A 26,163-nucleotide genomic window follows, 5' to 3' on the forward strand; every position below is an offset into this window, starting at 1 on the left:
ATCTGTCAGAGAGACCCATGAGTGTAGCCGACACCAAGGCCCATTTCGACGCGGCCGGCTTCGAGAACCTGGTCCACGAGCGCACGGGCGAGCCCGAGTGGCTCACCGAGCGGCGACGCACGTCGTGGAACACGTTTGAGCGCGCGGCTTGGCCGGCGCGCAGCGACGAGGAGTGGATGCGGACCGACATCCGCCTGTTCAAGCTCGACGCCTTCACGCCCAGCCTGGGCCGCACGGCCGCCGCCGCCGCCGAAGCGCAGCCGCTGCTGTCCCGTGGCGTTGACCTCGCCGGGCGGGTCGTTTCGGTCAACGGCCAAGCGGCCGAGTCGCACGCGGACGAAGAGTTGACGCGGCAGGGCGTCTTGTTCGGCGGGCTCGCAGACGCGGTCGCGGAGCACCCCGACCGGCTCCAAGCGATCTTCGACCGCCAGGTCGTGTCGCCCGCGTACGACCGCTTCTCGATGCTCAACGACGCGTGCTGGACCGGCGGCGTCGTGCTGCACGTGCCCAAGGGCGTGCGGCTTCAGAGGCCGCTCCACGCGGTGTCGCGGCTGTGCGGGGCCGGCGCGAGCGACCTGACGCGGACGGTCGTCGTGCTCGAAGAAGGCGCCGAGGCGACGCTCCTCATGGAGACCGCCTCGGAGGACCGCGACACCCCCGGGCTGCACAACGGCGCGATCGAGATCGTCGTCGGCCGCGGCGCGAAGCTCCGCTACGTGAACCTCCAAAACTGGAACAACCGCACGTGGCACTTCGCCCATCAGCGGGCCGAGGTCGAGCGCGAGGGGCAGCTGCAGTGGACCATCGGCGCGCTCGGCGCCCGCTTGGCGAAGGTCAACCAGCGGGTCGCCCTCTGCGGGCCCGACGCGGAGGCCCAGGTCAACGGCGTCATGTTCACCGAGGGCAAGCAGCACCTGTCGTACAACACGCACCAGCACCACGAGGCGCCCTACTGCCGGAGCGACCTGCTCTACAAGGCGGCCCTGCAGGACCACTCGCGGACGGTGTGGCGGGGCATGATCAAGGTCGACGAGGCCGGCCAACGCACCGACGCGTACCAACGCAACGACAACCTGATGCTCTCCACCGACGCGCGGGCCGACTCGATCCCCGGCCTCGAGATCGAGGCCGACGACGTGCGCTGCACGCACGGCAGCACGTCGGGCCGTGTCGACGACCAGATGATCTACTACGCGATGAGCCGCGGCTACACGCGGCAAGAAGCCGTGCGGATGATCGTCGCTGGCTTCTTCCAGCAGGTCTTCGACCGGATCACCATCGACTCGGTCCGCGACGCGCTCGGCGAGGCCATCGGCGCGCGGGTGCAGGACCTCCCCAGCCAGTGAGTAAGTGAGTAGGCAGTAGGCAGAGGGCAGTAGGCAGAGGGCAGTAGGCAGGCTTGCCGACAGGCCTTGAGCGTCGGCGTTTGGAGTAAAGCAAGTGTCAGGTTTTGTTGCTGTCGGCCAAGCCGCCGACTTCGCCGACCCGTCGAGCACGCTCGTCGAGGTCGATGACGGTCCGATCGTGCTCATCCACGCGGCGGGCAAGTTCTACGCGCTGGACGACGTCTGCACGCACGACGGCGGACCGCTCTCCGACGGCGAGGTCTTCCCGGAAGACCCCAAGCCGTCGATCGCCTGCCCGCGGCACGGCGCGAAGTTCGCGCTGGCAACCGGCGCCGCCCTGACGATGCCCGCCACCAAGCCGACCCGCGCGCACGAGACGAAGGTCGAGGACGGTCAGGTCTTCGTGCGGCTGTGCGATTGATCGGCCGGGCGGCCCACCCTACGCTGACGGTATGAGCTCCGGCGCACGACGATTCGAATCGCTCTCGGTCGAGGAGTACCTCGCCGGCGAAGAACTCTCCGAGGTGCGCCACGAGTACGTCGACGGCCGCGTCTACGCGATGTCGGGCGGCACCGCGAATCACTCCCGAGTCCAGATCAATGCGGTCGCCGCGCTGCACAGCGCTCTGCGCGGCAAGCCCTGTCGGCCCTATGGGCCCGACATGAAGGTGCGGGTTGTGACCCCGGGGCGGCCAAACTTCTACTACCCCGACGTGTCGGTCGTCTGCGACAGTACGTCGGGCGACGCTTTCTTCCAAGAGAACCCGGTGGTGATCCTCGAAGTGCTCTCGCACAGCACCCGACGGATCGACGAGGGCGAGAAGCGCGACGCGTACTTTTCGATCCCGTCGCTGCAGGTCTACTTGCTCGCCGAGCAGGATCAACCGGCGGTTCGAGCCTGCCGTCGCACCAACACCGGGTTTTCGCTTGAGACCTACACGGACCTGCAAGCGGTCATCGACCTGCCCGAGATCGAGGCGTCGTTGCGACTGGCCGACCTGTACGAGGACGTCGACTTCACGCCCGAGCCGGGCGACCCCGAAGACCTGACCGCTCCCTTGGAGTGATTGCCATGCCTATTGCCGAAGACCACGTCCGCGAAGCGCTCAAAGAGGTCATCGACCCGGAGCTGTTCGTCAACATCGTCGACCTCGGCCTGATCTACGACGTTGTGATCACGCCGAACGAGGAGTCCGGCAAGGACGACGTCGCCATCGACATGACGATGACCAGCCCCGCGTGCCCGGCCGGGCCGCAGCTGGTCGCCAACTCCAACGACGCCGTCAAGAAGCTCGACGGCGTCGGGCAGGTCGACGTGAAGGTCGTCATGACGCCCCCCTGGTCGCCCGACCGCATGACCGAAGACGCCCGCGACCAGCTCGGCATCTTCTGAGCACGCGTTGCACGACGCATCGCGCCACGCCTTACTGTGTGGCCCGCTGTCGGGGGTGCGGCGGCCCACCTTTTGCGGCGAAAAGCTCCTCATCTGCCTTGCCCCTTCGGAGGGCTGTGGCGATACTGCCGTATCGGATTTGCGGCTAGTACGGCGCCGGTGATCGCCTTGAGCGCCGTCGGACGCCACCCCCAACAGCCCCCCTTGCTGGTGCCCGCCACGCTACAAAGCCGGACAGCCTGGGCGCTCGCCACCGTGTACGCGGCGTTGGCGGTCGTTGGGGGCGCCATGCACACGCACGGCCCGTCGGCCGCGGGCGGTGTAGCGGGCGGTGTGGCTCAGGGGCCGTGCGGCGGACACTCCCATTGCTGCGGCGACGCGCTTTGCGCCGACAGCCCAGCGAACGCCCGCGACGTTCTTCAGACCACTCCCTCCGAGGGATTCCACGCGGCGCGGCCGGCGAGCGGCAAGGCCGCGTGCCTGGCGTGTCGCCTGCTCGGACAGCTCAAGCTGAGCCGGCTCGTGCAGCCGGCCGTCGTCTGGGCGCCGTCTGAATCGGCCGCGGCCACTCCGCTCCCGGCCGTCGTCTACCAAGCGGCCGAAGCGGGCCCTCTCTCGGCGCGTGGACCGCCTACGACCGGCCGGGTCCCCTCGTAACGCACGCCCCCGGTTCGCCTGTCGAGACCCGGAGAGGCCTGCGTTTCCTCTCTCCCGCTCGACTCCCAGGAGGCGCGGCGCCGTCGGTCTCGACGCGTCGCGGCGCCGTGGTGCGTATCTCGAAGGGTTTCACGCTCGTTGAACTGCTGGTGGTGATCGCCATCATCGGCGTTCTGGTCGCGTTGCTCCTGCCGGCGGTTCTAGCCGCTCGGGCCGCCGCTCGGCGGACCCAGTGCGCGAACAACCTGCGGCAGATCGGCATCGGTGTGCACCAGTACGCCGGCGTGCACCGCGGCAAGTGGCCCGGCCTGGCCGGCCACGACAACGACGACGGCCACGACCACGGCGAGGCTTCTTCGGAGACCGAGTCATGGATCGACACGCTCGCGCCGTACCTGGAAGGCGTCGACGCGATCCGCTTGTGCCCGGAGCACGACGACCTCACGTCGGGGGCGGTCCGTTTTGGCGCCGACTCCGAGGCGGTCGACGGCGACACCCGGCCGGTGGCCCGAACGAGCTACGCGATGAACGGCTACCTGCGTGAGCGGGCGCCGCGGCCGAAGAACGCGCCGCCGCCGGTCATCGCGGCGTGGGAAGCGGAGAACGAGGGGCTCGTCGACAGCCTCTACAAGCTGCAGTCGACGAAAGACACGATCGTCACGATCGAGGCGACGACCGCCGCCGTGGTCAACAACTACGACCACGCTCACACGTACGAGTGGTTCAGCCCGGCGAATCTCGCCGCGAACGGGCCGGGCCAGCGCGCGGTTTGGAAAGCGGTGGCGGGCGACCCCAACCAGCCCAAGCTCTACCCGGGCGAGCTGGCCGTCGACCGCCACTCCGGAACGATCGCCAACTACCTGTACGCCGACGGCGGGGTGCGGGCGATCGACGCGGCCCAGATCGCACGATGGTGCGACGAGGGCGTCAACTTCATCGCGCCGCCGCAGTAGCCACGGCGGCGGCCTTTCTCTGACACAGGATCCCTCCTCGGAGGGAACAGGAACAATGCGCACCTACGTACTGCAACTGACCCTGTCCGCCGCGGCCGCCGCCGCGGCCACCCCATCCGCCTACGCCCACAGCGACGTGCTCGTCCGCAGCGACGGCGCGCGCGTGCTGATCGGCGCGGCGAGCGACCTCGACGGCGAGGAGGGCGGGCCGGAGTTCGACCTCACGACCCGGGTGTTCGAGGGCGTGCTGCTGAACCCGGCGGCGCCCACCCCGCCGTTCGGGTTCGACTTCGAACGCGACGAGCCCGGCTTCTACTCCCAGCCGGGCCTGGCAGTCGGGCAAGACCTCCCCGCGTCCGCGGGGCTGGCGCTCGCCCTGGAGCCGCTCACGATCTCCAGCGGCACGGACAGCGTGTTCTATTGGGACGGCGCGGGCGAGGTCGCTTTCGAGCCGCTGTCGACCGCCCAGCCGGGCGTCGACTTCACCTTCCAGCCAATGGCGCCGGCGCCCTTCGCGACGACCGACGCTCTCGGCGCGGTCGACGACCACCCGCTGTTCGGCCTCACCGGCGGCGCCGCCGACGGGGTCTACCTGACGCAGGTCCGCCTGGCCGTCGACGGGCTGGCGCCGAGCGAGCCGTTCTTGATGGTGTGGCTCGCCAGCTCGGTGATCACCACCGAGGAACTGGCCGAGTCGCTCGAAGAGAGCCTCGAGGCGTTCGAAGAAGGGGGGCCCGCGCCGATCGTGGCGGGCGTCGACTTCACGTTCTTCGAGGAAGCGGTCGAGTTCGCCGAGGGGATCCCCGAGCCGTCGGCCGCGGTGCTGGCGGCCTTCGCGCTAGCCGCCGCCGCTCGGCGGGCGAGGAGCTGACCCATGATCCGCAAGCTCTTCGCTTGCGTGCTCGCCGCAAGCGGCGCCGGCCTCGCGCCGGCGCCGTGCGCGGCGCAGCATGCTGACGTGCTCGTGTTCGACAATGGCGGCAAGCTCGGCGTCGGCCTCTACGACTTCGAGTCGCAGTCGATCGCCGAGCAACGCGTCCACCGCGCGCGGTTCGATGACTTCTACGCCGTCAACAACCCGGGATTCACCGCGCTGGCCGGCGCCGGCGCGTTGCCCGGCGGCGCCGACCTGGGGTGGGACTTCTTGCCGATGACCGTCGACTCCGGCGCCCACACGGGCTACGAGTCGACGCTCCTCTACTGGGACGGGACCGGCGATCCAGAGTTCGGTCCCACTCCGACCGACCAGTACGAGCTCAGCTTGTTCGGCCGCGACGGCTCGGCGGTCGCCGATGGCGGCGCCGACGTCGTCCCCGGCGGTGTGATCGATCGGACGGCATCCAACGGCGCGATCCACGAGCACCGCTTCTTCTTCCTCGACGACAACGGCGACGGCCTCAACACGACGCTGCCGGCCGCGGGGGTCTACCTGCTGGGGATGCGAGTGCGGATCGACGGGCTCGAGGCTTCCGACCCGTTCTACTACGTGTGGGCCACGCCCGAACCGGCCGTGCTGCCGGCGATCCAGCCGGCGGCCGCTTGGGTCGAGGCGCGCGTCGACACGCTCTTCGTCGACGGGCTGCCGGGCGACTTCAACGGCGATGGCCTGGTCGACGCGGCCGACTACACGCTCTGGCGCGACGGCCTCGGCGACGGCTTCCGCCCCGAGCAGTACGGCGTGTGGGCCGCCAACTACGGGCCCGCCGAAACACCGGCCGCCGCCGCGGCGCCCGAGCCGGCCGCGCTGTGGGGCGCCGCGTGCGTACTGCTGGCCGGGATCGGCCGGCGTGGGCGTCGGGATTCGGCCGTTGGGCCCTGGGGGGCGCCCGCTTGACCCGGCCGCCGGATCGCCGCCTGGGCTTTGCCGCGGCGCTCGCAACGGTTCTCGCCGTTGGCGGCGTCGGGCACGGCTTGCACGCGCTGTTCGGTATCGGGCACGGCTGCGGCGACGCTTGCTGCGAGTCGGCGGCAACCCCGACCTTCGCATCGCGCGGATGGGGCCGCGACGGCGACTCCGCCGTTTTCGCCACGCCGTCGGGGTCGGACGCCGCGCAGCGGTGTCTCGTGTGCGAGCTGATTAATTCGTACCGGTCAACCGCCGGGGGGCCGCCGGACGCCCCCTGGGTGTCGACCGTCGTCGCGCGGCCCGCGGTCGCGCGAGACCGCCCGCCCGTCGCCGCGGACAAGCGACTGCCGCCAAGCCGCGGCCCTCCTGTGCTCTCGTGATCCCAGTCGCGATCGCCCTCGGCCCGGCGCCAAGGGCCTGAGTTCTTATCCCATTCACCCCGTTCGCAAACGTTTTGCGTCCGGGACCGATCCACGGTACGCGCGCAGCGCGCCCGATTTAACACAGGAAACGCTCCATGAAACGCTTTGCTTCGATCCTTCGCCCGTTGTTCTTGTCGGTCCTCTTCGTGGGGGCGGCCGCCGCGGCGCCCGAGCCGGGCATCACGCTCTACCACGTCGGCTACGACAACTCGCCGCTGATCAACTTCGGCGCGTACACGGGACTGGAGAATCCTAACTACCAGCGGCTGACGTTCCTCTTGTCGCACACCTTCCCCGAGAACGCGACGAGCAACCACTTCCACCGCATCGGCGCCTACTCGTACACGGGGAGCCCGTCCGATCCGCAGCCGGGATTCAGCGCGAACAACCGCGTGCCCGAGCCCTACCAGATGGACGACGGCTTGTCGCTGCTGCCGGGGTCGGGCGTGTTCGCCGGCAAGTTGATCTCGGGTCTCGGCCCCGCGGCGTACCCCGGTGACGAGATCGAGCAGGAATACGGCGACACGACGATCGCGCCGATCGACAACTTGTTCCAGTACGACAACGCGGCCGACCCGGACGGCGATTTCGATTTCCATCCCGGCCACTACCTGCTCAACGCCAGCGGCGGGGCGTACAAGCAGTCGATCGCCAACGCCACGGTCGGGCTCAAGCTCGTCGGGCTGACGCCCGGCCTGACCATCCACGACGGCAGCGGCAGCGTGGTGATGGACGCCGTGAACGACTCGGTCGTGTTGGGGCCGGGCGCCGACTGGGCGTTCGAGCCGGTCTTTGCCGTGGGCGCCGCCACGCCGGCCGGCGCGACCTACGAGGCGACGTTCGTGCTCCAGGACCTCAGCCCCACGCCGGCTTTCGGCGACTCGGCCGAGTTCACCTTCGCGTTTGTCGCCGTTCCGGAGCCGTCGTCGGCGGCCGCGGTGCTGGCGGCCCTAGCGGCGGGGCTGGCTCGGCGCCGCCGCTGAGGCGGGCGCGTCAAGCCGAAGAGCGTGCGGCGGCGGTCTCCGGGGCCGCCGCCGCTTCGCTTGGCGCCGTCGCCGGGGCGATCTTCGGCGCCTTTGCCGTGCGGCTCTCCTCGCGGAGCGCTTTGTGGAGGGACACGCACATCAGGATGACCAGCACGCAGAACGGCAGGCCGATCGTGATCGAGCCGGTTTGTAGCGCCTTGAGGCCGCCGGCGACCAACAGCACCGCGGCGAGCGCGCCCTCGAGCACGCCCCAGAACAGCCGCGTGCCGAGCGCCGGGTCTTCGCGGCCGCCGCTGGCGATGATGTCGGCCACCATCGACGCGGAGTCGGACGACGTGACGAAGAACAGCACCACGCTGAGCGTGCCCAACAGAGCGGTCAGCGTCGACAGCGGGTACGCGTCGAGCATGACAAACAGGGCGGTCGCGGTTGTGTCGCGGCGCGCGGTCCGGTCGTCGGACAGGACCGGCTCGCTCAGGTAGCCGCCGAGCGTCAGCTCTGCTTGGTCGGCCGCGTACGGGCCGCCGTAGCGGTCCTCCTCCGTCAGCGGGACGGGCGCCGCGTCCGCCGTGCGGACCAGCACCCCGCGGCGGTACTCGACCGGCACGCCGCTGGCGGTGACGAGCCGGTCGCCGTCGCGCCGCAGCCGCACGCCGACCGGGGTGGCCACCCCCTCGGCGTCGGGGGCGACGAGCCACTTGCCGCCGGCGGCTAGCGGCAGGCCGGTGGCCTCGTCGAGCCGCTGCACCGGGTACGCGCGGGCGGAGTAGTCGAACGCGTCCGCCGCCGCGTCGGGGTTGAGGTCGACACGGCCGTGGATCTCTTGATGCAAAGCCGCGCCGCCGAAGCCGGTCATCCACACGACCGCGACCGCCGAGGGCGTGAGCAGCACGCCGAGCAGGAACTCGCGGATCGTGCGCCCCTTGGACACCCGCGCGATGAACATCCCGACAAACGGCGACCAGGCGATCCACCACCCCCAGTAGAAGATCGTCCAGCTGCCGAGCCACTGGCTCACCTGCTCGCCGTCGTACGCGCCGGTCCGCAACGCGTTGCTCGGCAGCCGCTGCAAGTAGGCGCCGACATTCGACACGAGGCCTTCAAGCAAGAAGCGGGTGGGGCCGGCCACGAACAGGAAGACCAGCAGCCCACCGGCGATCACCATGTTGGCCTCGCTCAGGCGGCGGATCCCCACGTCGAGGCCCGAGAGCAGCGAGCCGACCGCCATCGCCGTGATGACGGCGATCAACGCGACCTGCACGCCGGTCCCTTCGGGCAGGCCGAACACGTGGTTGAGGCCGGCGTTGACTTGCTTCGCCCCCAGCCCGAGCGAGGTCGCCAGGCCGAACAGCGTGGCCAGCACGGCGAGCACGTCGATGGCGTCGCCGAGGCGGCCGTGCACCCGCTCGCCGATCAGTGGGTAGAACGCGGAGCGGAAGCTTAGCGGCAGCCCCTTCCGGTAGCCGAAATACGCGAGCGACAGCGCCACGAGCGCGTAGAGCGACCACGGGTGCAGGCACCAGTGGAACAGCGTCAGGCCCATCGCGTCGCGGGCCGCCGCGGTGGTGCCCCCCTGTCCGCCGGGGGGCGTCAGGTAGTGCCACATCGGCTCGGCCACGCCAAAGAACAGCATGCCGATCCCCATCCCCGCGCTGAACAGCATCGCCAGCCACGCGCTGGTCGGGAACTCGGGGCGGGAGTCGTCCGGGCCGAGACGCACGCCCCCGTGCCGGCTGAACCCGAGGTAGACCGCGAAGACGAGGAACCCCGTCATCGACGCCACGTAAAGCCAGCCGAAGTTCTGCGCGACGCCCTCCTGCAACCAGTCGAACAGCATCAGCGCCCGACGCGGCGCGGCGGCCGTCGCGGCGACGAACGCCACCAGCAACGCGGCCGAGGTCGGGAACACCACCGGGTGGGCCTCGAACTCGACGCCGGCAATCGTCTTGCGGGTGGTGCGGCTCAAGGGGGCGTGAGGCGTGAGGCGTGAGGCGTGAGGCGTGAGGCGTGAGGCTTGAGCGGACCGGCGGGGCGTTGTTGAACCGCCAAGACGCCAAGAGCGCAGAGGTCGCCAAGGTTTTGACGGAGAGCCGAACGATTTGCGAAGTTCGAGGTTCTACAGAACCATTAACTATTCGAAATGAGAGATCGAACTGGGCGCTGGGCTCCGCGGCTCGAACACCTTCTTGGCGACCTTGGCGCTCTTGGCGGCTTGGCGGTTCCTTCCTTCCAAACCGGCAAGGGAGCGGCGCCCGCTCCCTCACCGCCGAAAATGGAACACGCCCCAGGCGAGCAGCCCCTCGCGGCCGCCGTCGATCCAGTGGCGGAGGCCGCGGCGCATGCGCTGGAGGTAGTCGCGGCTGATCTCGCCGGCCAGCTCTTGCTCGCGGCGCTCGGTCTCGGCCAGCACGCGGCTGTAGTGGTTCACAAGCTGGAACGTGAGGTCCTCGAAGCCGACTTCTTCGAGCCCGACGGCCGCGGCCTCACTGCGGTAGAACGCGGGCGACGCGAGCGACCCCAGGTGCAACCGGTCGAGGATCGGCTGCAGGGCGCCCTCGGGGCACGAGTCGGACTGCATCGGGTCGGTGAACACGAGCTGGCCGCCGGGTCGGAGCACGCGGGCGGCCTCGGCGAGCACCTGCGCTCGCCGCTCGCTGTGGAGGAACGCGTCTTGCGACCACACGACGTCGAACGCGGCGTCGCCCAGCGGCAGGTCTTCGAAGTTGCCGTCGACCACGTCGACGCGGTCGGCGAGGCCCTGCTCGGCGGTGAGCTGCCGGTTCCGCTCGTTCTCGACCTCGCTGAGGTTCAGCGCGGTCACGTGGCAGCCGTACTCGGAGGCCAAGAACCGCGCCGCGCCGCCGTAGCCCGAGCCGATGTCGAGCACGCGGGTCTTCGGCGTGAGGCCCTTGTCGGGGTCGGGGCGGTCGAGGCGCGAGGCCATGTGCCGCACGGTGCGGCGGCTCGCCTCGGCGATCGGCTGGTCGTCCGAGTCGTAGAGGCCCACGTGGATATCCTCGCCGCCCCAGACGGCCGCGTAGAAGGCGTCGGCGTCCGCGCTGTTGTAGTAGTCCCGTGCGACATCGACCGCGCCGGAGGAGGGCTCGCTCATGGCTGGAACTCCTCGTCGTCTTCGCGGTAGAGCTTCTCGGCGACGTGGATGAAGAAGTCCGGGTCGTCGTCCCGGTAGGTCTCTTGGAAGTCGCCGTAGGTCTCGATCCGCTGGAAGCCGACCTCGTGCAGCAGCCTCCGCAGGTAGCACTTGCGGAGCGGGAACATGTTGAGGTGGTAGATCGAGTTGTCGGGGAACTTGTAGCGGAAGCGGGCGAGGCCGTCGTCGACGTGCTCCGGCTCGGCCGACACGTCCTCGCCGCAGTAGTAGTAGGTGTGCTTGCTCTTGAAGCCCTCGTCGAGGATGCCGTCGTAGTTGCGTTGGTCGATGATGAGGATGCCGTCGTGCGACAGCATCGCGTAGTACTCGGCGAGCGCCTTGCGGCGGTCGCGCTCGTCGAACAGGTGGGTGAACGAGTTGCCCAGGCAGATGATGGCGTCGTACGTGCCGTGCACGTCGCGGTTGAGCCACCGCCAATCGGCCTGCACGGTGCGCAGGATGTGCCCGTAGCGCCGGCCGTTGTCGAACGCCTTGGCGAGCATCTCGGGGCTGCCGTCGGCGCTGACGACCTCGAAGCCGGCCTCGAGCAAGCGGACCGAGTGGAAGCCGGTGCCGGTCGCCACGTCGAGCACCTTCTTCGCGCCGTGCTCGCGGAGAGTCTGAATAAAGAAGTCGCCCTCGGTTTGGGCGCGACTCTCCCAGTCGATCAGCTCATCCCACTTCTCGACGAAGCCCTTGACATACTCGTTCTTGTAGTTCTGGGTTTCGCGGGTTTTAACCGGGTTTTCTCCGAATTCTTGTTCGGAGACAGAAAGCGGTTTGGGTCGAATAGCGGCATGCCCTCCTCACTGAAGACGCCGGCGAGTCAGGCGGCCGGGCGACGCAGCGGTGAAACGAGTTGCAGGTAAATCCAGCGATGTGTGGCCGAGTTTAACGGCGACCGCTACTCGTGGCCACCGCCAATCCGGACCGGTCGCCCACCCGCCACCGAGCGCAGCGAGCCGCCGATCCGCGTGCTGGCGTTGCAGGTGCGGCGGCGCTAGGGGGGGCCGGCCAGGCTCTCTCAGCGGGGGTAGCGAGCGCTGGTCTCGCCGCTCGGGTAGCCCTCGCCGGCGATGTCGATCGACTCGTCCTCGAAGAAGCGAGTGGTCTCTTCCGCCGCGAGCTTGATCTCCAGGTCGCGGCAAACCACCTCCGCACGGAACAGGTGCGCCCCGGGCTCGTGGGCGCGGGCGTGGATGATCAGCTCCTTGGTCTGGCCGATGGCCATGCTGTCGATCGTCTCGAACGCGACGCGGCCGTCGTTGATCGTCGAGGGTGCGCCGGCCGTGTGGTGCGGCTCGATGCCCTCGGAGAACAGAGCGACGATCTTCACGTCGCGCGCCTCGGAGGCGCCGCGGTTGGTCACGCGGATCTTGTACTCGGCCTCTTGGCCGGTGGCGACCGGGCCCCGCGGGTCGACCACGTCGAGCTTCAGGTCCGCTATCGCGACGACCTCGGTAACGGCCTCCACGCTTTCGGACCGCGTGTCGTCGGTCGCTTCGGCGCGGAGGGTGATCGTGTTGGCCCCCGGCGTGCGGAGCGCGCCACGGAGCTCGAAGAAGCGGTCCTCGCCCGGCTTGAGCGAGCCGACCCGGTAAGCCAGCTTGCCCGCTTCGACCGCCGGCGAGCCGGCGGCGGGCTCGAAGCCCTCGGGCAGGTCGACGTCGAGCACCACGTCCGGAGCGGCAGCCGTTCCCGGGTTGCGGACGCGGAAGAAGTACACGGCCGTCGCGCCGGCGTAGCGCTCCGACGGGCCGCGCCAGTCGACGACCAGCTCCGCCTTGCGGCAGAAGACCGGCTTGCTGATCTCGGCGGTGAGGTCGCCCTCGGCGTGGGCCGACGCGTTGATGGCCAGCTCGCCCGCCTCGCGGGCGGTCAGCTCGATCTCGACCGAGCGCTCCGCGCCGGCCGCGATCGAGCCGAGGTCGTGGGTGGTGCGTCGCTGCGAGTCGCCGCCGGGCGGGGTGAGCGTCAGCCGGACACGCTCCGCGGCGCCCGTGCCGGGGTTGGAGATCGTCAGGCGGAACGTCTGGGGGCGGCCGAAATGGACCTCGCTGGGGCCTGCCATCGCCAGCGAGAGCTTCGGCTCTTGGACCTCGACGGTGGCCGCGCTGTCGATCGGGCGGTGCGAGTGCTTGACCGCCAGCTCGATCGGCTTGCCGGCCGTGGCGACCAGACGCAGGTCGAGCTTCAGCACCTCGCCCGCCGCCAGGCGGTCGGTGCGCCAGACGACTTCGCCGTCGGCCGACACGGGCTCGACCGCCCCTTGCTCGGCGACGGCGCCGACCACGTCGGCCCACTCGGGGATGCGAACGGTCGTGACGACGCCCTCGGCGGTGACGTCGCCGCGGTTGGCGAGCAGCACGCGGTAGGTCGCCTCGTGGCCGACGACGATCGTGCGGGGCCCGCCCACGCGCGAGACCAGCACCGGCAAGCTCTGGGTGAGGAGGAAGTCCCCCTCGTCCGCTTTGCTCGAAGCGGCGACCGATCCGGCCACTGCCGTCGAAGGCGTGTGGCTAAAGGCTTCGGCGGCCGCCGCCGAGGCCGGCGCGGCGGGCGCGACGGTGACGGTCTGGTCGGTTTCGCTGTAGTCGTCGCCGATGAACAGCGGCAGCTTCGTCGGCGCCGTCGGGTTGGCCGCGACCCGCACCCGCGTCGTGTCCGATTCAGCCACGCTCTCCGCTGCCGGTTCGCTGGCGGACGGCGTTTCTTGCGGTGTGGTAGCAGCCGGCGGCTCGTCGCCGGCGAGCGACTGGGCCGGGCCCTCGGCCAAGGGGCCGGTCGATTCGGGCAGCGCGGCAATAGCGGCCGGTTGATCGGCCGGCTCGGTCGTGTCGGGTGTTTCGGGCGCGGGCGGCAGCTCCATCGCTTGAGCGACTTCCGCGGCGATCGCCTTGGAAGCGGCCGGGCCCGATACGCTCGGGAGAGTCGGGATGGACGCCGGCTGCGGCGCGTCGGCAGAGATCGCGCTGCCAGCCCGCACCGGCGCCCGCCGCGCGAGGCGGGGCTCGTCGATCGGCGAGCCGTTCGTCGGCCGACGCAGGTCGCGCAGCAACCGCGCCCGGGCCGTGCCCAAGTCGTCGTCGTCGGCCGTGGCGGCCGCGCCGGTGGCCGCGTTGGCCGCGGCTTGCTTGCGGGCGCGGACCTCTTCGACTCCCACGCCGAACCACTCGCGCGGCAGCAGCTCACGCGGGTTCACCCGCGGGAACGGCGCCGGGGAGTCGCTCGCGACAGCCCGCGGCGCGGCGGCGGCGGGCGTGGGGGGCGGAGGGGTCGGGTCCTGGGCGGCCGGCTGGTCGCTGCTGAAAGACCACCCCTCGCGCAGCGCGCCGAAGCGATCGGCCAGGGTCGTCTGCGCGGGCCGCTGGGCCCATCCGAGGTCCGCTGCTAGCGTCACGGCCGCCAAGGCCAGGGCCGCTGAAAAAAGCCGATTCATGCGCTCGCGTCCGTGCTAGTGCTCAGCGCGAGGGCGACGCTGGCGTCGCCTTCGCGCAAGGGGAGAGCTGCTCCACACGGTGCGTTATCGGCCGGTCCGGTTGTGCCGATTGAGGAGAATGGGAAGAGTTTTCCGATGGCCTGATGTTGGGGCGAGCCTGCTGTCGCCCCTGCGGGGCTCCGATTAGGCGACGCTCTATCCGGGGGCGGGCGCCCCCGGCTACGCGCTATCGCCCCTCCGGGGCTTTGCTTACTCGCCGTTGACGACCGGACTTGCTCGCCGTTGACCGACTGGACTTACTCGCCGTTGACGACCGGCTCGAAGCCGAGGTCCTGGATCATGTCGTAGTCCGCTTGCGGCGGCTGGCCGGAAGTCGTCAGGTAGTCGCCCACGAAGATCGAGTTGGCGAGGTACAGCCCCATCGCTTGCAGGCTCCGCAGGTGCAGCTCGCGGCCGCCGGCGATGCGGATCTCTCGGTCTGGGTTGGTCAGGCGGAACATCGCCAGCACCTTCAGGCAGTACCGCGGGTCGAGCTCGTCGCGCTGGCCGAGCGGCGTGCCCTCGATCGAGTTGAGGAAGTTCACCGGGATCGAGTGCACGCCCAGGTCGCGTAGCTGCAGGGCCATCTGGACCACGTCGTCGGGCTCTTCGCCCATGCCGATGATGCCGCCCGAGCAGAGCTCCATGCCCGCGTCGCGAACGGCGGTGAGGGTTGCCACACGGTCGGCGTGGGTGTGGGTGGTGCAGATCTGCGCGTAGTAGCGGTCGCTGGTGTTCAGGTTGTGGTTCACCCGATCGACGCCCGCCGCGGCGATCCGCCGGGCCTGCTCGTCGGTCAGCAGGCCGAGGCACGCGCAGACCTTCAAGTTGTGCTCGGCCTTGATCTGCGGCACGATCTCCTCGACCGCGCGGACTTCGCGTTCGTTGGGGCCCCGCGCCGAGATCACGATGCAGTAGGTGCAAGCGCCCCGCTCGGCGGCAAGCCGCGCGCCTTCCAGCAGCTTGTCGCGGCTCAGCAAGTTGTACTTGGGGATTTCCGCATCGGAGACCTTCGACTGCGAGCAGTACGCGCAGTCTTCCGGGCAGAGGCCGCTCTTGGCGTTCATCAGGAAGTACATCTGCACCCGTTTGCCGAAGTGGGTGCGCCGCACGCGGTAAGCCGCGTCGATGAGGGCCAGCAGCTCGTCGTCGGGGCATGCGAGCACCGCGCGGGCTTCTGCTTCGGTCAGGCGGCCGCCCGCGAGCACGGCGTCGGCTAACGCACGCCAGTCGAGCGACGGGGCGGCATCGGCGGGGCGGGGCGGGGCGGGGGCGGCTTCGGTGGGCATCGGAGTCGGACCGGGTGGGCTTCGGATTTGGCGCAAGGCCGTGCATGATAATGAGACTTCCCTTTCCCCGGCAGGTGCAGTGTCACCGCGGGGCGCCCCCGTCCCGCGTCCCCCGTCCCCCGTCCCCCGTCCCCCGTCCCTAATCCCGCGTCCCTCCCCAAATGAACTTCCTCGTGCGAGTCGGCGTGATGGGCCACGTCGGGCGGTTCCGCCCGGCCGAGGGCCTGCTCCCGTCGCGGGGCGACCGGGTTGTGGTGCGGACCGAGCGGGGACTCGAGATCGGCGAAGTGCTGACCGCCGACGATTCGCCGCGCGAGGCCGACGGCCCCCTGCTGCGGCGCGTCACCCAGCAAGACGCCATGCTCGCCGAGCGCCTGGACCGCAACCGCGACGCGGCCCACCAGGAGTGCGTGCGGCTGCTCGCCGAGCGCGGTTCGGCCTCGGTCTTGCTCGACGTGGAGCACCTGTTCGACGGGCGCCGCTTGTACTTCTACTACCTTGGCGACCCCGATCCCACGGCCGAGGCGATCTCTGCCGAGCTGTCGGCGGCCTACGACTCGAAGGCCGGTTTCGCCGAGTTCGCCACCACGCTCGCCGAGGGCTGCGGCCCCGGCTGCGGGACCGAGTCGGCCGAGAACGGATGCGGCACGGCCGGCGGGTGCTCGACCTGTGCGGTCGCGTCGGCGTGCGGGTCTTCCCGGGGGTGAGAACGGCGGGGGCTCCCTTCGGCGAGGGGTGAGTTCCGGCAGCGCGTCGGCTATGCTGCCGGGGCCGGCCGACCCCTCTCAGCCGACCCCCTCTCAGCCAGCCGAGTGCCCGATGGCGATCTCCACGAGCAAGAAAGACGACATCCTCTTCATCCAGGTGCAGGACCCTCGGCTGCTGGACGAGGCCCGCATCCAGACGCTCGAGAAGGAGATGATCGGGGCGATCGAGGCCTCCAGCGAGGAGCGCGTCGTGATCGACTTCTCGAAGGTCGAGTTCATGAGCTCGTCGATGCTCGGCAAGCTCGTGCAGGTGCACAAGAAGTGCAAGGGCTTCAAGGTCAAGCTCAAGCTGGCCGGCGTGTCGCCGGAGATCCGCGAGGTGTTCAAGATCACGCGGCTAGACAAGCTCTTCGACATCGAGAAGGACGCCGCCGCCGCGCACAAGGCGTTCGCCAAGAAGGGCAAGTTCGGCTGAGTCGGCGGACAGAGAAAATCGGTCTTGCCGCGGCCGCCGCTCTGCTGGTCAGCTGACCCCCTGGAATCCCCCGCCGGCCGCCGGCGGGGGCGAACGTGGAGGGGAACACCATGCGATTGCTGCTCGCCGCCGCTGTGGTCTTGATGGGCGGATGGTCCCGCGGACAGGCGCCGCCGCCGGCCGTGGCGCCGGCCGTCGTTTCGGACGAGGCGCGCGTCGTCGCCGACGCGGCGACGGTCTTCGACCAGATGCTCACCGCGCCGGGCGTGGCCATCCCCAGGGCGATGCTCGCGGGGGCCGAGGGAGTCGCGATCGTGCCGCGCGTGATCAAGGGGGGCTTCATCGTCGGCGCACGACACGGCCGCGGCGTGGTGATCACCAAGGACGCCGCCGGCGTGTGGCACGCGCCCATCTTCTTGACGCTGACCGGCGGCAACGTGGGCTGGCAGGCGGGCGTCCAGGAGACCGACGTGGTGCTCGTCTACCGCACGCAGCGCAGCGTCGATTCGCTCTTGGCGGGCAAGCTGACCATCGGCGCCGACGTGGCCGCCGCGGCGGGCCCCGTCGGCCGGCAAGCGGCCGCCGCCACCGACTCGCGCCTGGCCGCCGAGGTCTACTCGTACTCCCGCAGCCGCGGGCTGTTCGCGGGCGTGTCGCTCGACGGCTCGGTGCTGAAGATCGACCACGCGGCCACGGCCGCCTACTACCGGCCCCCCGGCGCGGCCGCGCCGGTTGTGCCGCCGGCCGCGCAGCAGCTCGTCGCGCGGGTGGTCGCCCAGGTCGAGCCGACGACGACCGTCCCCCCGCCGTCGGGCGACCCGTCTGCGCAGCAGGAGCTGGGCGTGATCGGCGAGCGGCACGCGCTGGACGAGTCGGCCACCATCCGCGACGAGCTGGCGGACTACGCGCCGCGGCTCTACCGCCTTCTCGACGAGCAATGGCGCGGCTACCTGGCGTTGCCGGCCGAGGTGTTCCAAGGGACCGGGCGCCCCGACGCGGCGACCCTCGCCGAAGCGGCCGCGCGGTACGACGCGGTCGCGGCCAACCCGAGCTACCAGAGCCTCGCTACCCGCCCCGAGTTCCGCACGGTGCACGGATTGCTCAAGCACTACCAGCAATCCCTGAGCGCCACGCCGACGACGCTCGACCTGCCGCCCCCACCGAGGTAGTGCAGGGAAGGCTGCCGGCTATCGGCTGTCGCCTCTTTGGCGTCGATCGCCAACTACTGGCCACTGGCCACTGGCCACTGGCCACTGGCGACCCTCACGGGTTCGCGGTCTCGACCCACTCGACGATCCGCAATCCCGGCACGAACTCGCCGTAGAACAGCGCGCGGGCTTCCTCGGGCGTGATCGCGCGGTTGTAGATGTGGATGTCGTCGACCAGGCCGGTGAAGTCGCGCGTGGTCTCGGCCCCCGCGTGCGCGCCGATGCGTGTGACGGCCCCGACGCCGGCCAGGTCGAGCGGAGCGGACAGGGCCTCGGTCGCGCGCAACACGCCGTCGACGTAGAGCTTCACTTCGAGCGTCAGCGGATCGTAGGACGCCGCGAAGTGGCGCCAGCCCGCGGATTCGTAGTACCGCTGGCTGCGCGCCCAGCCGAAGGACGTTCCGTCGTAGGCGAAGGCCGTCGTCCCCATCACGGCCCACGGGTCGTCGAGCCGCACAGCGAACGCGCTGCCGATCGAAACGAGCTCCGCGCCCCCGGTGTCGGCGCCGGTGAGCTTCGCCCATCCGGCGATCGCCACCCCGTCGGACGGGTTGGTCACCAGCAGCGAGGGGATCTGCACGTGGTCGACCCCATCGAGCCGGAGCGAGCCGGCGCCCTCACGAGCGTCGGTCGCCCACGAGGCCGACCCGGCGATCGCGCCGTGGTTGCCCGCGCCGCTAGAGTCGGACACGACCGTGCCGGTGGTCTCTTCCATGCGGTACCAGCCGACGCGGCCGTAGACCTCGGCGATCTCGGCGGGCTGGAGCCACCGGTTGTAAACGCGTAGGTCGTCGATCGCGCCGCGGAAGCGTTCGGCGCTGCCGGTGCGAGCTCCGAGCGTGAGAAAGTCCGCGGCCTGCTGGCGGATATCGATGGAACTGACGCCAGACGACTCAAGCAGGCCGTCCGCGTAAACTTCAAAGGAGTCCTCTTCGGCGTCGAATTGGAAGACAACGTGTCGCCAGGCGTCGTTGTCGAGCGGCTCCTGCAAAGCGATCTGCGTGTTGCTCCCCGGCGCGGAGAGGTCGCCGTAGAGCGAGCCGCCTGGCTCCATCCGAAACTCGAAGCCGTCGCTCACTCCCCACGGGCTTTGTCTGGGACCGGCGACGCTCTCGCAGCGGAGCCAGATCGCTACGGCGCCGGTCGCCGGCGGGTCGAACGGCTGGCCGGTGCGCGCGTCGCTCGAACCGTCGAACTCCAGCGCGTAGCCGCGCGGGCCGCGGACCCACAAGGGCGAGCCGGTTTGGAAGGCCGCGTCGTTCGCGCTGGACGACGAGTCGGCGATCGTCGTGCCGGCGCCCTCGTCGAAGGCCCAGTGGCCCACGAGGCCGTACAGCTCGGCGACCTCGGCCGCGGTGAGCTCGTAGCCGTAGACCCGCACGTCGTCCAGCGCGCCGTTGAACCGCTCGTTAGAGCCGGTCCGCGTGCCAAGCGACAGGCGCGCGGGCGACTCGTCTTGCGAGTTGAAGGCGCCGGACGACACGATTTGGCCGTCGACATAGAGCGAGTGGGTGTCGTCCACGCTGTTGTAAACGGCCGCCACGTGCCGCCAGCGTCCGGGGGTGAGCGTGGCCGAGGGCGACTGGAAGCTGCCCCCTGCCGGCCCCGCCAGGTTGCAGTAGATCGCCCCGGTCGGGTCGGTCCTTATCTCCCAGTTGCCCGTCAAGCCGAGCAGCCGCTGTGCGCCGCTGGGGGTCGCCGTCTGCCGGGCCCAGAAGGCGACGGAGCCCGTTTCGGGCGGATCGAAGTCGGCGACGGTCCGCAGGTCGGTGGCGCCGTCGAACTGCAGCGCACCGCCCCGCACGCCGTCGACCCAAACCGGCGTGCCAGCGGCGACTGACGCGTCGTTCTCGCCCACGGACGAATCGCGGGCGACCGTGCCGGCGCCGTCGTCGAATGCCCAGTGGGCGATAAGGTTCGGATCGCCGAGGGATTCGATCTCGGATTGTGTGAGAGACCGGTTGTAGAGCTTGAGGTCGTCGATGAGGCCGTCCCACTCGGCGTTCTTCGTGCCGTTGCCGATCATCCACTGCGTGACGCCCGCGATCACCCCACCAGACGGATGGAACTCGTAAGAAGCGGTTTGCTCCTCGCCGTCGACCCACAGCCGGATGGGCTCGCCGCTCCGCCAGCTGACCGCGATCTGCTGCCACCTGGTGGTCTGCACGTCGCTGTGACCCTCGATCTGGGCGACGCCCTGGTCCGAACGGATCGCGGCTTTGACGATCTGCGTGCCGCCTCCGCCCCACCCCGCTTTGTCGTAGCGTAGGCTGACGTCGTTGTCATTGCCGTTGGGCGCAGTCCCGAAGAAGATGTCGCGGTCTTGGTTGGTGACGTCGGACCGAACGTAAACGACCGCCGAGAAGCCATTCTGGCCGTTGAGCGAATCGGCGACCGACGTGTTCACGAAGTGGCCCGCCACGCCGTTGAACTCGGCGGCGCCGCCCTGGTAGCCCTCGGTCCAGACCGGCGCGCCGGTGTGCGTGGCGTCGTGCCCGGCGCCGGTCGCGTCGGTCGCGACCGTGCCGGCGGTCTCGTCGAACTTCCAATAGGCGACCAGCCCGAATAGCTCGCTGACCTCGCCCGCGTCGAGCGCGCGGCTGTAGACACGCACGTCGTCGATCTGGCCGTCGAACTCGTACCCGCCGGCCGCGGAGCTGTTGTCGCCGGCCACGGTCGTCGTGCCGAGGGTCGTGGCCCAGTCGATCTCTTTGGGCGTCGACCTTGTGCCGACTAGCTCTCCATCGATATAGAGCTTCAGCGTGTTGGCGGCGGAGTCGAAGGTGGCCGCGTAGTGGCGCCAACCCGCTCCGACAGCGGCGGTTCCGCCGCTGACGCTCACCGAGCTGGAACCGTTCGAGTCGAATTGGATTGTCGGCAGGCCGCCGCTGCCGGGTTGGTCCATCAGCAGAACGACGTGGTCCCCTACGCTCACTACGGCGCCGCCCTCCGCGCCGACCGCGTGCGTGTCGACCCAAGCGGCGACCGTGAAGCTGGTGGGCTTGCCCAGCAAGTCGGCGACCTCGATCCGCCCCGCCGAGTCGACGTCGACGCCACCGCCGCGGATCGCGGCGCTGGTCCGCGTGGCGCCGGCCGACAGCGCCCCGTCGCGGCCGTAGGAAGACCCGTCGAGCGCCGTGCTCCCCGAGGACTCGTCGAGCGCCCAGTGCAGCAGCAGGTCGTCCCCGCCGGCCGCCCACTCGATCGCCTGTCGGCAGATCAGCAACCCGTTGCCGTTGATCGCCGACCAGCTGAACCCGTCCACGCCCCACGGCAGGCGCACGCGTCGCGCCGGGGCGGTGAACGAGTTGGCCATCGCGGCGCCCGCTTCGAACACCATCAGGGTGTCGCCCGCGGAGTAATTCTGCCGGGCCAGGACCGCGCCGCCCGCGGCGATGGTCGGGTTCATTATCGTCACCTGTTGCGACGACGAGAAGATGTTCACCCAGCCGGTCGGGAGGCCGGCGGTCACCGGGTGGGTGTTGTCGAGGATCTGGATGTTCTGGTGCGAGTTGTTCCAGCCGGTCCCGGTCGAGAAGGCCATGTCGTCGTCGAGGTAGCGTTCCTCGCAGACCACGCCGATCGGCGCGCTCTTGACCTTCGCGCCGAGCTCCCAGTCTTCGACCGTGCCGGAGATATAGACCACGTCGGCCGCAGCGATGGCCGTGTCGAAGGCCGACTGCGACGCGGCGTCGTTGATCGTCGTGACGGAGTGCCCCCAGCCCTCGAACCGGGTCTTGCGGGCGGACTCCTGCGTGTTGATCGTGGCGTTCTGCGTCACGAGCAAGACTCTCGCCGCGTCCGACCGCGCGGCGGCCATGGCGATCAACGCACAAGCGAGAGGCAGGCAGCGCGGGGTGGGCATCGGCGGGCGGGCGGGGGCGTGGCGGGCGCGACTTTATCGGCGCCAAACCCTACTCCGCTCGCCGCCGCCGATGGCGCGGCGGCCTGCGCCGGCGGCCGCCGCTTGGCTTGTCGCCGCGACAGGTCGTGCCGGCTGTGACGGTCCGGCAGACGGCTAACGGAGGGATTCCCGCAGCGTCCCCTCCAGCCGCGAGGGCAGGCCGCTCTGCTTCAGCCGGCACTCCCACACGACCCACACGCTCCAGCCGGCCGCGCGGAGCTCGCGCGTCACGCGGCGGTCGCGGCGCCGGTTGCGCTGGATCTTCGCGACCCAGTAGTCGCGGTTCGACTTGGGCGTGCGCGCGCCGCGGTGGCAGTCGTGTGCGTGCCACCAGCAGCCGTGCACGAAAATCGCGATCCCTGCGCCGTCGACGACAAAGTCCGGCCGCCCCGGCAGATCAGCAGCGTCGCGTCGGTGTGCAATTCCCAACTCGTCGAGCCGTTGCGCGACGCGCACCTCGGGGCCCGTGTCGCGGCTCTTCACGGCGCGCATCGTGCGGCTGCGTTGGGAGTCGGACACGGGTGATGCGTGGCTGGTGGCCAGTGGCTAGCTCAGTGGCTAGTTCAGTGGCTGGTGATTGGTGGCCAAAACAAAAGCCTCCGGCCCGCCGCGCGACGCTAACGAGGCTCGGCGCTGACGACCGGTCACCAGCCACCAGTCACCAGCCACTTCAGAACGGCAGCGGCCGCGATGGTTCCTTGAGGCCCAGCGTCTGGTTCCAGGCTTGGCAGAGCGCGTCGACCGTGTCGGGCGGGCCTACCACGATCTTGTCGCCGAGGATCTGTGTGGGCAACCCGAAGCGTCCGCTGCGTTGCAACGCGGCGGCCAGGTCGACATAGCGCTTCACGCGCTGGTCGATCTGCCCCGACGAGCCGCGCAGGTACTCGCGCAGGCGGTCCGCGTCGACGTATTGCTGGGCGGTCAGCAGCGCGGCGGTCCGGCCCGGGATCGTGTCCGCTTTGAGCATCTCGGCGTGGAACGCCCCGAAGCGGTCCGGCGCGAGCTCCGCGACGGCGATCGACAGCCGCGCCACGTAGCACGCGCCGACCGATTGGGCCCGCGCCTTGCGGACGTGGGGGTTGCAAGAGATCTCGCTCGGCACGGGCATCACAATCACGCCCACCTGACCCTCGAAGCGCTCGATGGCGCGGGCCAGTTTGTCGTGGAACTCGCGGCAGTGGGGGCACGCGTAGTCCATCATCTCGACGATCAGCGTGGGCGCTTCGGGCGAGCCGAGCACCGGGTGGTCGTACGCGTTGAGCTCGAGCCGGCCGCCGAGGAAGCTCACGTTGCGGCTGCCGCCGGGCTGCCGCGCGTAAGGATCGGACTCGGGCGCCGGGGCGGGGGAGTCGCCGGCCGTGTCGGCCTCCGGCGGCGGTTCGGCTTGAGTCGCTTCCGCTGAAGTGGCCTCGGCTGGGATCGCGTCGGCCGGCGACGCGTCGGCGAAGCGGAACGACTCGTCGAGCTCCGCCGCGTAGGTCGCGCTGGTCGGCGGAGCGACCAGCAACTGGCCCGTGACCAGCGCGACGAGCGCCAGCACGCCGACGAACGTGGCCGCGCCGAGCGCGGGCGGGCTGTCGTCTCGCCGGACGGCGATCGTTCGGCCCTCGATCGGGGCGAGGACCGGGCCGGCGTGGGCGCCCGCGAACGCGGCGGCGCGCCACGCTGCGATCGCTATCGCCATGAGCAGCCCGGCCGCGTGGGTGAGCAGGCAGTAGAGGCAGAACGACTCGAGCCACACCGCCTGCACCGCGACGAACCACACGCCGGCGCCAACCGCCAGCGGCGCCACGGCCTCCAGCACCCGCCAACCGACCGGCGCGCGGCGGACGCCGGCCAACACCACGCCGACTAGCGCGGCCCCGTAGCAGGCCACCCCGCCGGCGGCGACCGGCATGCCCAGCCATTTGCTCCAGCGGCTAGCGAGGGCCGAGTCGCAGTCGAACACCGACCAGCTGCAGCCGAAGACCGGCTGCGCGGAGAGCCCCGCCCACAGCAGGTACGCGGATAAGCCGAGCGCCGTCGCGGCGAACAGACCGGCGAGCCAAGCGAGTAGTCGCGGCATTGCTAGCGGCCGGCAGGCCGAGCGGTTGAGGGACCCTGGGGAACCACCGCCAGTATACGCGCCGGGCGTGCGGTGGCTGAGTCGCCGGGCCTGACGGGGTACGCTCAATCCGGACCGCCGGCAGGACCGATACCCTCGGAGAAGCGTCTGGCGCGAGGGGGGGCCCGTGGGGCCCCGTGTCGCCGGGACGCGGCCGCCTTTTTCAACCCACCGCTCGCGTGAACCTGCACCCCAAACGCCGCCCGCTCTGGCAACGCGTCCCCATCGTCGGCGGCCTGGCCGCGCTGCGCGCCTACCAGGCGCTGCGGCTGCCCACCTCGCCGCTGCCGCGTGACCTGAGGTCGATCGTCCGCAACTGGGACCCGCGGATGTTCCACCGCTTGATCGCCAGCGGCGTGACGCAGGCCTACATCGACCAGCCGTGCGAGTTCCGCAAGCCGAAGAAGATCGAGGCCAAGGCCAACGTGACGCCGGAGCACCAGCTCAGCCACGAGCAGCTGCGGTCGTTCTACGAGCGTGGCTTCGTCGGCCCGCTCGACGTGTTCACGCCCGAGCAGATGCGCGACTTCAAGCGCGACCTGCTGGCGATCGAGGACTCGGTGTCGCGCACGTACGGCTTCGTCACGCCGCGCGACCGCCACTTCGAGATGCCGCGGCTGTGGTACTACATGAACTCGCCGGCCGTGACCGACCGCATCGCCCAGTTGCTCGGCCCCGACCTGCTGTGTTGGCGGTCGCAGGTGTTCTACAAGGGCCCCGGCTCGCCGGCCATCCAGTGGCACCAGGCCAGCACGTTCATGGTCGAGGACTACCAAGACCCCGCGCTGTTCCCGGCGGACCGGAACGAGCTGTTCCAGATCACCGCCTGGATCGCCGTGGACGACTCGACGACCGAGAACGGGTGCCTCCGCTTCGCCGCGGGCACGCACGACCGCATCCGCACGATCACCTTCGGCGGCAAGGAAGGCTTCTACAACGCACAGTTCTCGCTCGACTTCGACGAGAGCAAGCACGAGATCGTCGAGGTGCCGTGCCGCGCGGGGCAGATGATCCTGTTCACCGAGCGTTGCATCCACGGCTCGGCCCCCAACCGCACCGACCGGCACCGCTTGGCGTTCAACCTGCGGGCGATCCCGCCCAGCGTGGCGGTCTACCCCGGCAAGAAGTACTACCGCTCGGTTTACAACGGCGGCAAGTACCAACTGGACCGCTGGGGCGTGGCCACGCTCCGCGGCGAGGACCGCTTCGGGCTCAGCCGCACCGTGCCCGTCGAATCGCTCGAGCGGGGCGAGCCGACCCGCGTCGCGCGTAAGGCCGCCTGACCCGCACGCCCCCCGACGGAGCCCCGCGCGTATGCGCCCCCTGACTGGCAAAACCGCCCTGGTCACCGGCGCAGCACGGGGCATCGGGCGGGCGATCGCCTTGCGATTGGCGGACAAGGGCGTGCGCCTGGCGCTGGCCGACCGCGACGTCGCGGGGCTCGCGCGGGTGCGATCGGCTGTCGAGGCGCGCGGCGCGCGGGCGGTCGTGTTGCCGTGCGACCTGGCCCACGCGGACGCGGTCGAGCGGCTGGCGGACGACCTGCTACGCCGCTGGGCGGGCGTCGATTTGCTCGTGAACAACGCGGGCGTTGCCTACCACGGCGCGACCGACCGGTGCCCGCTCGACCGCCAAGAGCGGCTGGTGGCGGTGAACCTGCTCGCGCCGATGCGGCTCACGAGCCGGTTGCTGCCCGCGCTGCTCGCGCGGCCGGAGGCCCACGTGTTGTTCGTCGCGAGCGTGCTCGGCCTCACGCCGATGCCACGCGTGGCCGCGTACTGCGCGACCAAGCACGCGCTGGTCGGCTACGCGGCCTGTTTGCGCGGCGAGTACGGTCGCTCGGGGCTGGGCGTCACGACGCTGTGCCCGGGCTTCGTACGCACGCCGATCATCGAAGAGGCGGCCGACCAACCGGGCCGACGCGAACCGCCCGCCTGGGCGTGTGTGACGATCGACCGCGTCGCGCGGGCGGCGGTGGCCGGCGTCGAACGCAATCGGCGCTGCGTGGTCGTCGACCCGGTCGGCCGCTGGGTCCGCGGCGCGATGGCCGCCGCGCCGGGGATGGTCGACTGGCTGAACCTGCTCGGTCGGGGCCGCCGCGTCGCGGCGAAGCGGCGCCGGTTGGCGTTGCTCGACACGGACCCAGAGGCCGCGCTGCGACGCGTGCTGCAGACCCAGCGCGCAGCGCCCGTCGAAAGCCCAATGCGCCGCGCCGCTTAGGCTAATGAGGGCCCAGCGACGCGA

At 70.4% G+C, this 26,163-nt stretch carries 22 protein-coding genes; 14 read left to right on the plus strand and 8 right to left on the minus strand.

Features of this window, described 5'->3' with window-relative positions; translation table 11 throughout:
• Positions 1–17: 17 nt before the first annotated feature.
• The 9 genes from sufD to RIC11_RS08735 all read left to right on the plus strand — a co-directional run bounded on the left by sufD (position 18) and on the right by RIC11_RS08735 (position 7,600).
• A complete protein-coding gene (gene sufD, locus RIC11_RS08695; protein WP_350210333.1) occupies positions 18–1,346 on the plus strand; it encodes a Fe-S cluster assembly protein SufD in 1,329 nt (442 codons plus the stop codon).
• 94 nt (positions 1,347–1,440) lie between these two features.
• Positions 1,441–1,767 (plus strand): Rieske (2Fe-2S) protein, encoded by a 327-nt coding sequence (locus tag RIC11_RS08700; RefSeq protein ID WP_350210335.1) that lies wholly within the window; start codon positions 1,441–1,443, stop codon positions 1,765–1,767.
• A gap of 31 nt (positions 1,768–1,798) precedes the next feature.
• The gene (locus tag RIC11_RS08705; RefSeq protein ID WP_350210337.1) at positions 1,799–2,413 is read left to right on the plus strand and encodes a Uma2 family endonuclease; all 615 of its coding nucleotides are present in this window, start codon (positions 1,799–1,801) and stop codon (positions 2,411–2,413) included.
• Between the two features lie 5 nt (positions 2,414–2,418).
• Positions 2,419–2,739, plus strand: coding sequence for a metal-sulfur cluster assembly factor (locus RIC11_RS08710; RefSeq protein ID WP_350210339.1), 321 nt, complete (start codon positions 2,419–2,421; stop codon positions 2,737–2,739).
• A gap of 204 nt (positions 2,740–2,943) precedes the next feature.
• Positions 2,944–3,396 (plus strand): hypothetical protein, encoded by a 453-nt coding sequence (locus tag RIC11_RS08715; RefSeq protein WP_350210341.1) that lies wholly within the window; start codon positions 2,944–2,946, stop codon positions 3,394–3,396.
• 107 nt (positions 3,397–3,503) lie between these two features.
• Positions 3,504–4,349 carry a DUF1559 family PulG-like putative transporter gene (locus tag RIC11_RS08720; RefSeq protein WP_350210343.1) on the plus strand — a complete coding sequence of 282 codons (846 nt, stop codon included), beginning with the start codon at positions 3,504–3,506 and terminating at the stop codon, positions 4,347–4,349.
• 55 nt (positions 4,350–4,404) lie between these two features.
• A complete protein-coding gene (locus RIC11_RS08725) occupies positions 4,405–5,220 on the plus strand; it encodes a hypothetical protein (RefSeq protein ID WP_350210345.1) in 816 nt (271 codons plus the stop codon).
• A gap of 3 nt (positions 5,221–5,223) precedes the next feature.
• A complete protein-coding gene (locus RIC11_RS08730; protein WP_350210346.1) occupies positions 5,224–6,183 on the plus strand; it encodes a hypothetical protein in 960 nt (319 codons plus the stop codon).
• A gap of 529 nt (positions 6,184–6,712) precedes the next feature.
• Entirely contained in the window at positions 6,713–7,600 is an 888-nt protein-coding gene (locus tag RIC11_RS08735) for an all3515 family Zur-repressed PEP-CTERM protein (protein ID WP_350210348.1), read from the plus strand.
• A 10-nt stretch (positions 7,601–7,610) separates the two neighbouring features.
• Here RIC11_RS08735 and RIC11_RS08740 read toward each other — a convergent pair whose 3' ends face one another.
• The 5 genes from RIC11_RS08740 to bioB all read right to left on the minus strand — a co-directional run bounded on the left by RIC11_RS08740 (position 7,611) and on the right by bioB (position 15,521).
• The gene (locus tag RIC11_RS08740) at positions 7,611–9,569 is read right to left on the minus strand and encodes a BCCT family transporter (RefSeq protein ID WP_350210350.1); all 1,959 of its coding nucleotides are present in this window, start codon (positions 9,567–9,569) and stop codon (positions 7,611–7,613) included.
• A 294-nt stretch (positions 9,570–9,863) separates the two neighbouring features.
• Positions 9,864–10,715, minus strand: a complete 852-nt coding sequence (locus tag RIC11_RS08745) for an SAM-dependent methyltransferase (RefSeq protein ID WP_350210352.1) — start codon at positions 10,713–10,715, stop codon at positions 9,864–9,866.
• Positions 10,712–11,545 (minus strand): glycine/sarcosine N-methyltransferase, encoded by an 834-nt coding sequence (locus tag RIC11_RS08750; protein ID WP_502879383.1) that lies wholly within the window; start codon positions 11,543–11,545, stop codon positions 10,712–10,714. Before RIC11_RS08750 ends, RIC11_RS08745 begins: the two co-directional genes overlap by 4 nt.
• 233 nt (positions 11,546–11,778) lie before the next feature.
• A complete protein-coding gene (locus tag RIC11_RS08755) occupies positions 11,779–14,193 on the minus strand; it encodes a CARDB domain-containing protein (protein ID WP_350210356.1) in 2,415 nt (804 codons plus the stop codon).
• 296 nt (positions 14,194–14,489) lie between these two features.
• The gene (bioB, locus tag RIC11_RS08760) at positions 14,490–15,521 is read right to left on the minus strand and encodes a biotin synthase BioB (protein ID WP_350210358.1); all 1,032 of its coding nucleotides are present in this window, start codon (positions 15,519–15,521) and stop codon (positions 14,490–14,492) included.
• Positions 15,522–15,682: 161 nt separating this feature from the next.
• Here bioB and RIC11_RS08765 point away from each other — a divergent pair, with 161 nt between their 5' ends.
• The 3 genes from RIC11_RS08765 to RIC11_RS08775 all read left to right on the plus strand — a co-directional run bounded on the left by RIC11_RS08765 (position 15,683) and on the right by RIC11_RS08775 (position 17,872).
• Entirely contained in the window at positions 15,683–16,228 is a 546-nt protein-coding gene (locus tag RIC11_RS08765) for a PSP1 C-terminal domain-containing protein (RefSeq protein WP_350210360.1), read from the plus strand.
• Positions 16,229–16,340: 112 nt separating this feature from the next.
• Positions 16,341–16,703, plus strand: a complete 363-nt coding sequence (locus RIC11_RS08770) for an STAS domain-containing protein (RefSeq protein ID WP_350210362.1) — start codon at positions 16,341–16,343, stop codon at positions 16,701–16,703.
• Positions 16,704–16,813: 110 nt separating this feature from the next.
• A complete protein-coding gene (locus RIC11_RS08775; RefSeq protein WP_350210364.1) occupies positions 16,814–17,872 on the plus strand; it encodes a lipid-binding SYLF domain-containing protein in 1,059 nt (352 codons plus the stop codon).
• A gap of 94 nt (positions 17,873–17,966) precedes the next feature.
• Here RIC11_RS08775 and RIC11_RS08780 read toward each other — a convergent pair whose 3' ends face one another.
• The 3 genes from RIC11_RS08780 to RIC11_RS08790 all read right to left on the minus strand — a co-directional run bounded on the left by RIC11_RS08780 (position 17,967) and on the right by RIC11_RS08790 (position 23,880).
• Positions 17,967–21,776 (minus strand): LamG domain-containing protein, encoded by a 3,810-nt coding sequence (locus tag RIC11_RS08780; protein WP_350210366.1) that lies wholly within the window; start codon positions 21,774–21,776, stop codon positions 17,967–17,969.
• Positions 21,777–21,929: 153 nt separating this feature from the next.
• A complete protein-coding gene (locus RIC11_RS08785) occupies positions 21,930–22,334 on the minus strand; it encodes a very short patch repair endonuclease (RefSeq protein WP_350210368.1) in 405 nt (134 codons plus the stop codon).
• A gap of 151 nt (positions 22,335–22,485) precedes the next feature.
• Positions 22,486–23,880 (minus strand): vitamin K epoxide reductase family protein, encoded by a 1,395-nt coding sequence (locus RIC11_RS08790; RefSeq protein WP_350210370.1) that lies wholly within the window; start codon positions 23,878–23,880, stop codon positions 22,486–22,488.
• A gap of 218 nt (positions 23,881–24,098) precedes the next feature.
• Here RIC11_RS08790 and RIC11_RS08795 point away from each other — a divergent pair, with 218 nt between their 5' ends.
• Both RIC11_RS08795 and RIC11_RS08800 read left to right on the plus strand, forming a co-directional pair.
• Positions 24,099–25,202, plus strand: coding sequence for a phytanoyl-CoA dioxygenase family protein (locus tag RIC11_RS08795; protein ID WP_350210372.1), 1,104 nt, complete (start codon positions 24,099–24,101; stop codon positions 25,200–25,202).
• 31 nt (positions 25,203–25,233) lie between these two features.
• Positions 25,234–26,139, plus strand: a complete 906-nt coding sequence (locus RIC11_RS08800) for an SDR family NAD(P)-dependent oxidoreductase (protein WP_350210373.1) — start codon at positions 25,234–25,236, stop codon at positions 26,137–26,139.
• Positions 26,140–26,163 lie beyond the last annotated feature (24 nt).

It is taken from the genome of Botrimarina sp. (assembly GCF_040219535.1).
Classification (GTDB): Bacteria; Planctomycetota; Planctomycetia; order Pirellulales; family Lacipirellulaceae; genus Botrimarina.

Coding starts and splice junctions, on each gene's coding strand:
- sufD (WP_350210333.1), top strand. CDS start 18: ATGAGTGTAGCCGACACCAAGGCCCATTTCGACGCGGCCGGCTTCGAG.
- RIC11_RS08705 (WP_350210337.1), top strand. CDS start 1,799: ATGAGCTCCGGCGCACGACGATTCGAATCGCTCTCGGTCGAGGAGTAC.
- RIC11_RS08710 (WP_350210339.1), top strand. CDS start 2,419: ATGCCTATTGCCGAAGACCACGTCCGCGAAGCGCTCAAAGAGGTCATC.
- RIC11_RS08725 (WP_350210345.1), top strand. CDS start 4,405: ATGCGCACCTACGTACTGCAACTGACCCTGTCCGCCGCGGCCGCCGCC.
- RIC11_RS08730 (WP_350210346.1), top strand. CDS start 5,224: ATGATCCGCAAGCTCTTCGCTTGCGTGCTCGCCGCAAGCGGCGCCGGC.
- RIC11_RS08735 (WP_350210348.1), top strand. CDS start 6,713: ATGAAACGCTTTGCTTCGATCCTTCGCCCGTTGTTCTTGTCGGTCCTC.
- RIC11_RS08745 (WP_350210352.1), bottom strand. CDS start 10,715: ATGAGCGAGCCCTCCTCCGGCGCGGTCGATGTCGCACGGGACTACTAC.
- RIC11_RS08755 (WP_350210356.1), bottom strand. CDS start 14,193: ATGAATCGGCTTTTTTCAGCGGCCCTGGCCTTGGCGGCCGTGACGCTA.
- bioB (WP_350210358.1), bottom strand. CDS start 15,521: ATGCCCACCGAAGCCGCCCCCGCCCCGCCCCGCCCCGCCGATGCCGCC.
- RIC11_RS08765 (WP_350210360.1), top strand. CDS start 15,683: ATGAACTTCCTCGTGCGAGTCGGCGTGATGGGCCACGTCGGGCGGTTC.
- RIC11_RS08770 (WP_350210362.1), top strand. CDS start 16,341: ATGGCGATCTCCACGAGCAAGAAAGACGACATCCTCTTCATCCAGGTG.
- RIC11_RS08775 (WP_350210364.1), top strand. CDS start 16,814: ATGCGATTGCTGCTCGCCGCCGCTGTGGTCTTGATGGGCGGATGGTCC.
- RIC11_RS08780 (WP_350210366.1), bottom strand. CDS start 21,776: ATGCCCACCCCGCGCTGCCTGCCTCTCGCTTGTGCGTTGATCGCCATG.
- RIC11_RS08790 (WP_350210370.1), bottom strand. CDS start 23,880: ATGCCGCGACTACTCGCTTGGCTCGCCGGTCTGTTCGCCGCGACGGCG.
- RIC11_RS08800 (WP_350210373.1), top strand. CDS start 25,234: ATGCGCCCCCTGACTGGCAAAACCGCCCTGGTCACCGGCGCAGCACGG.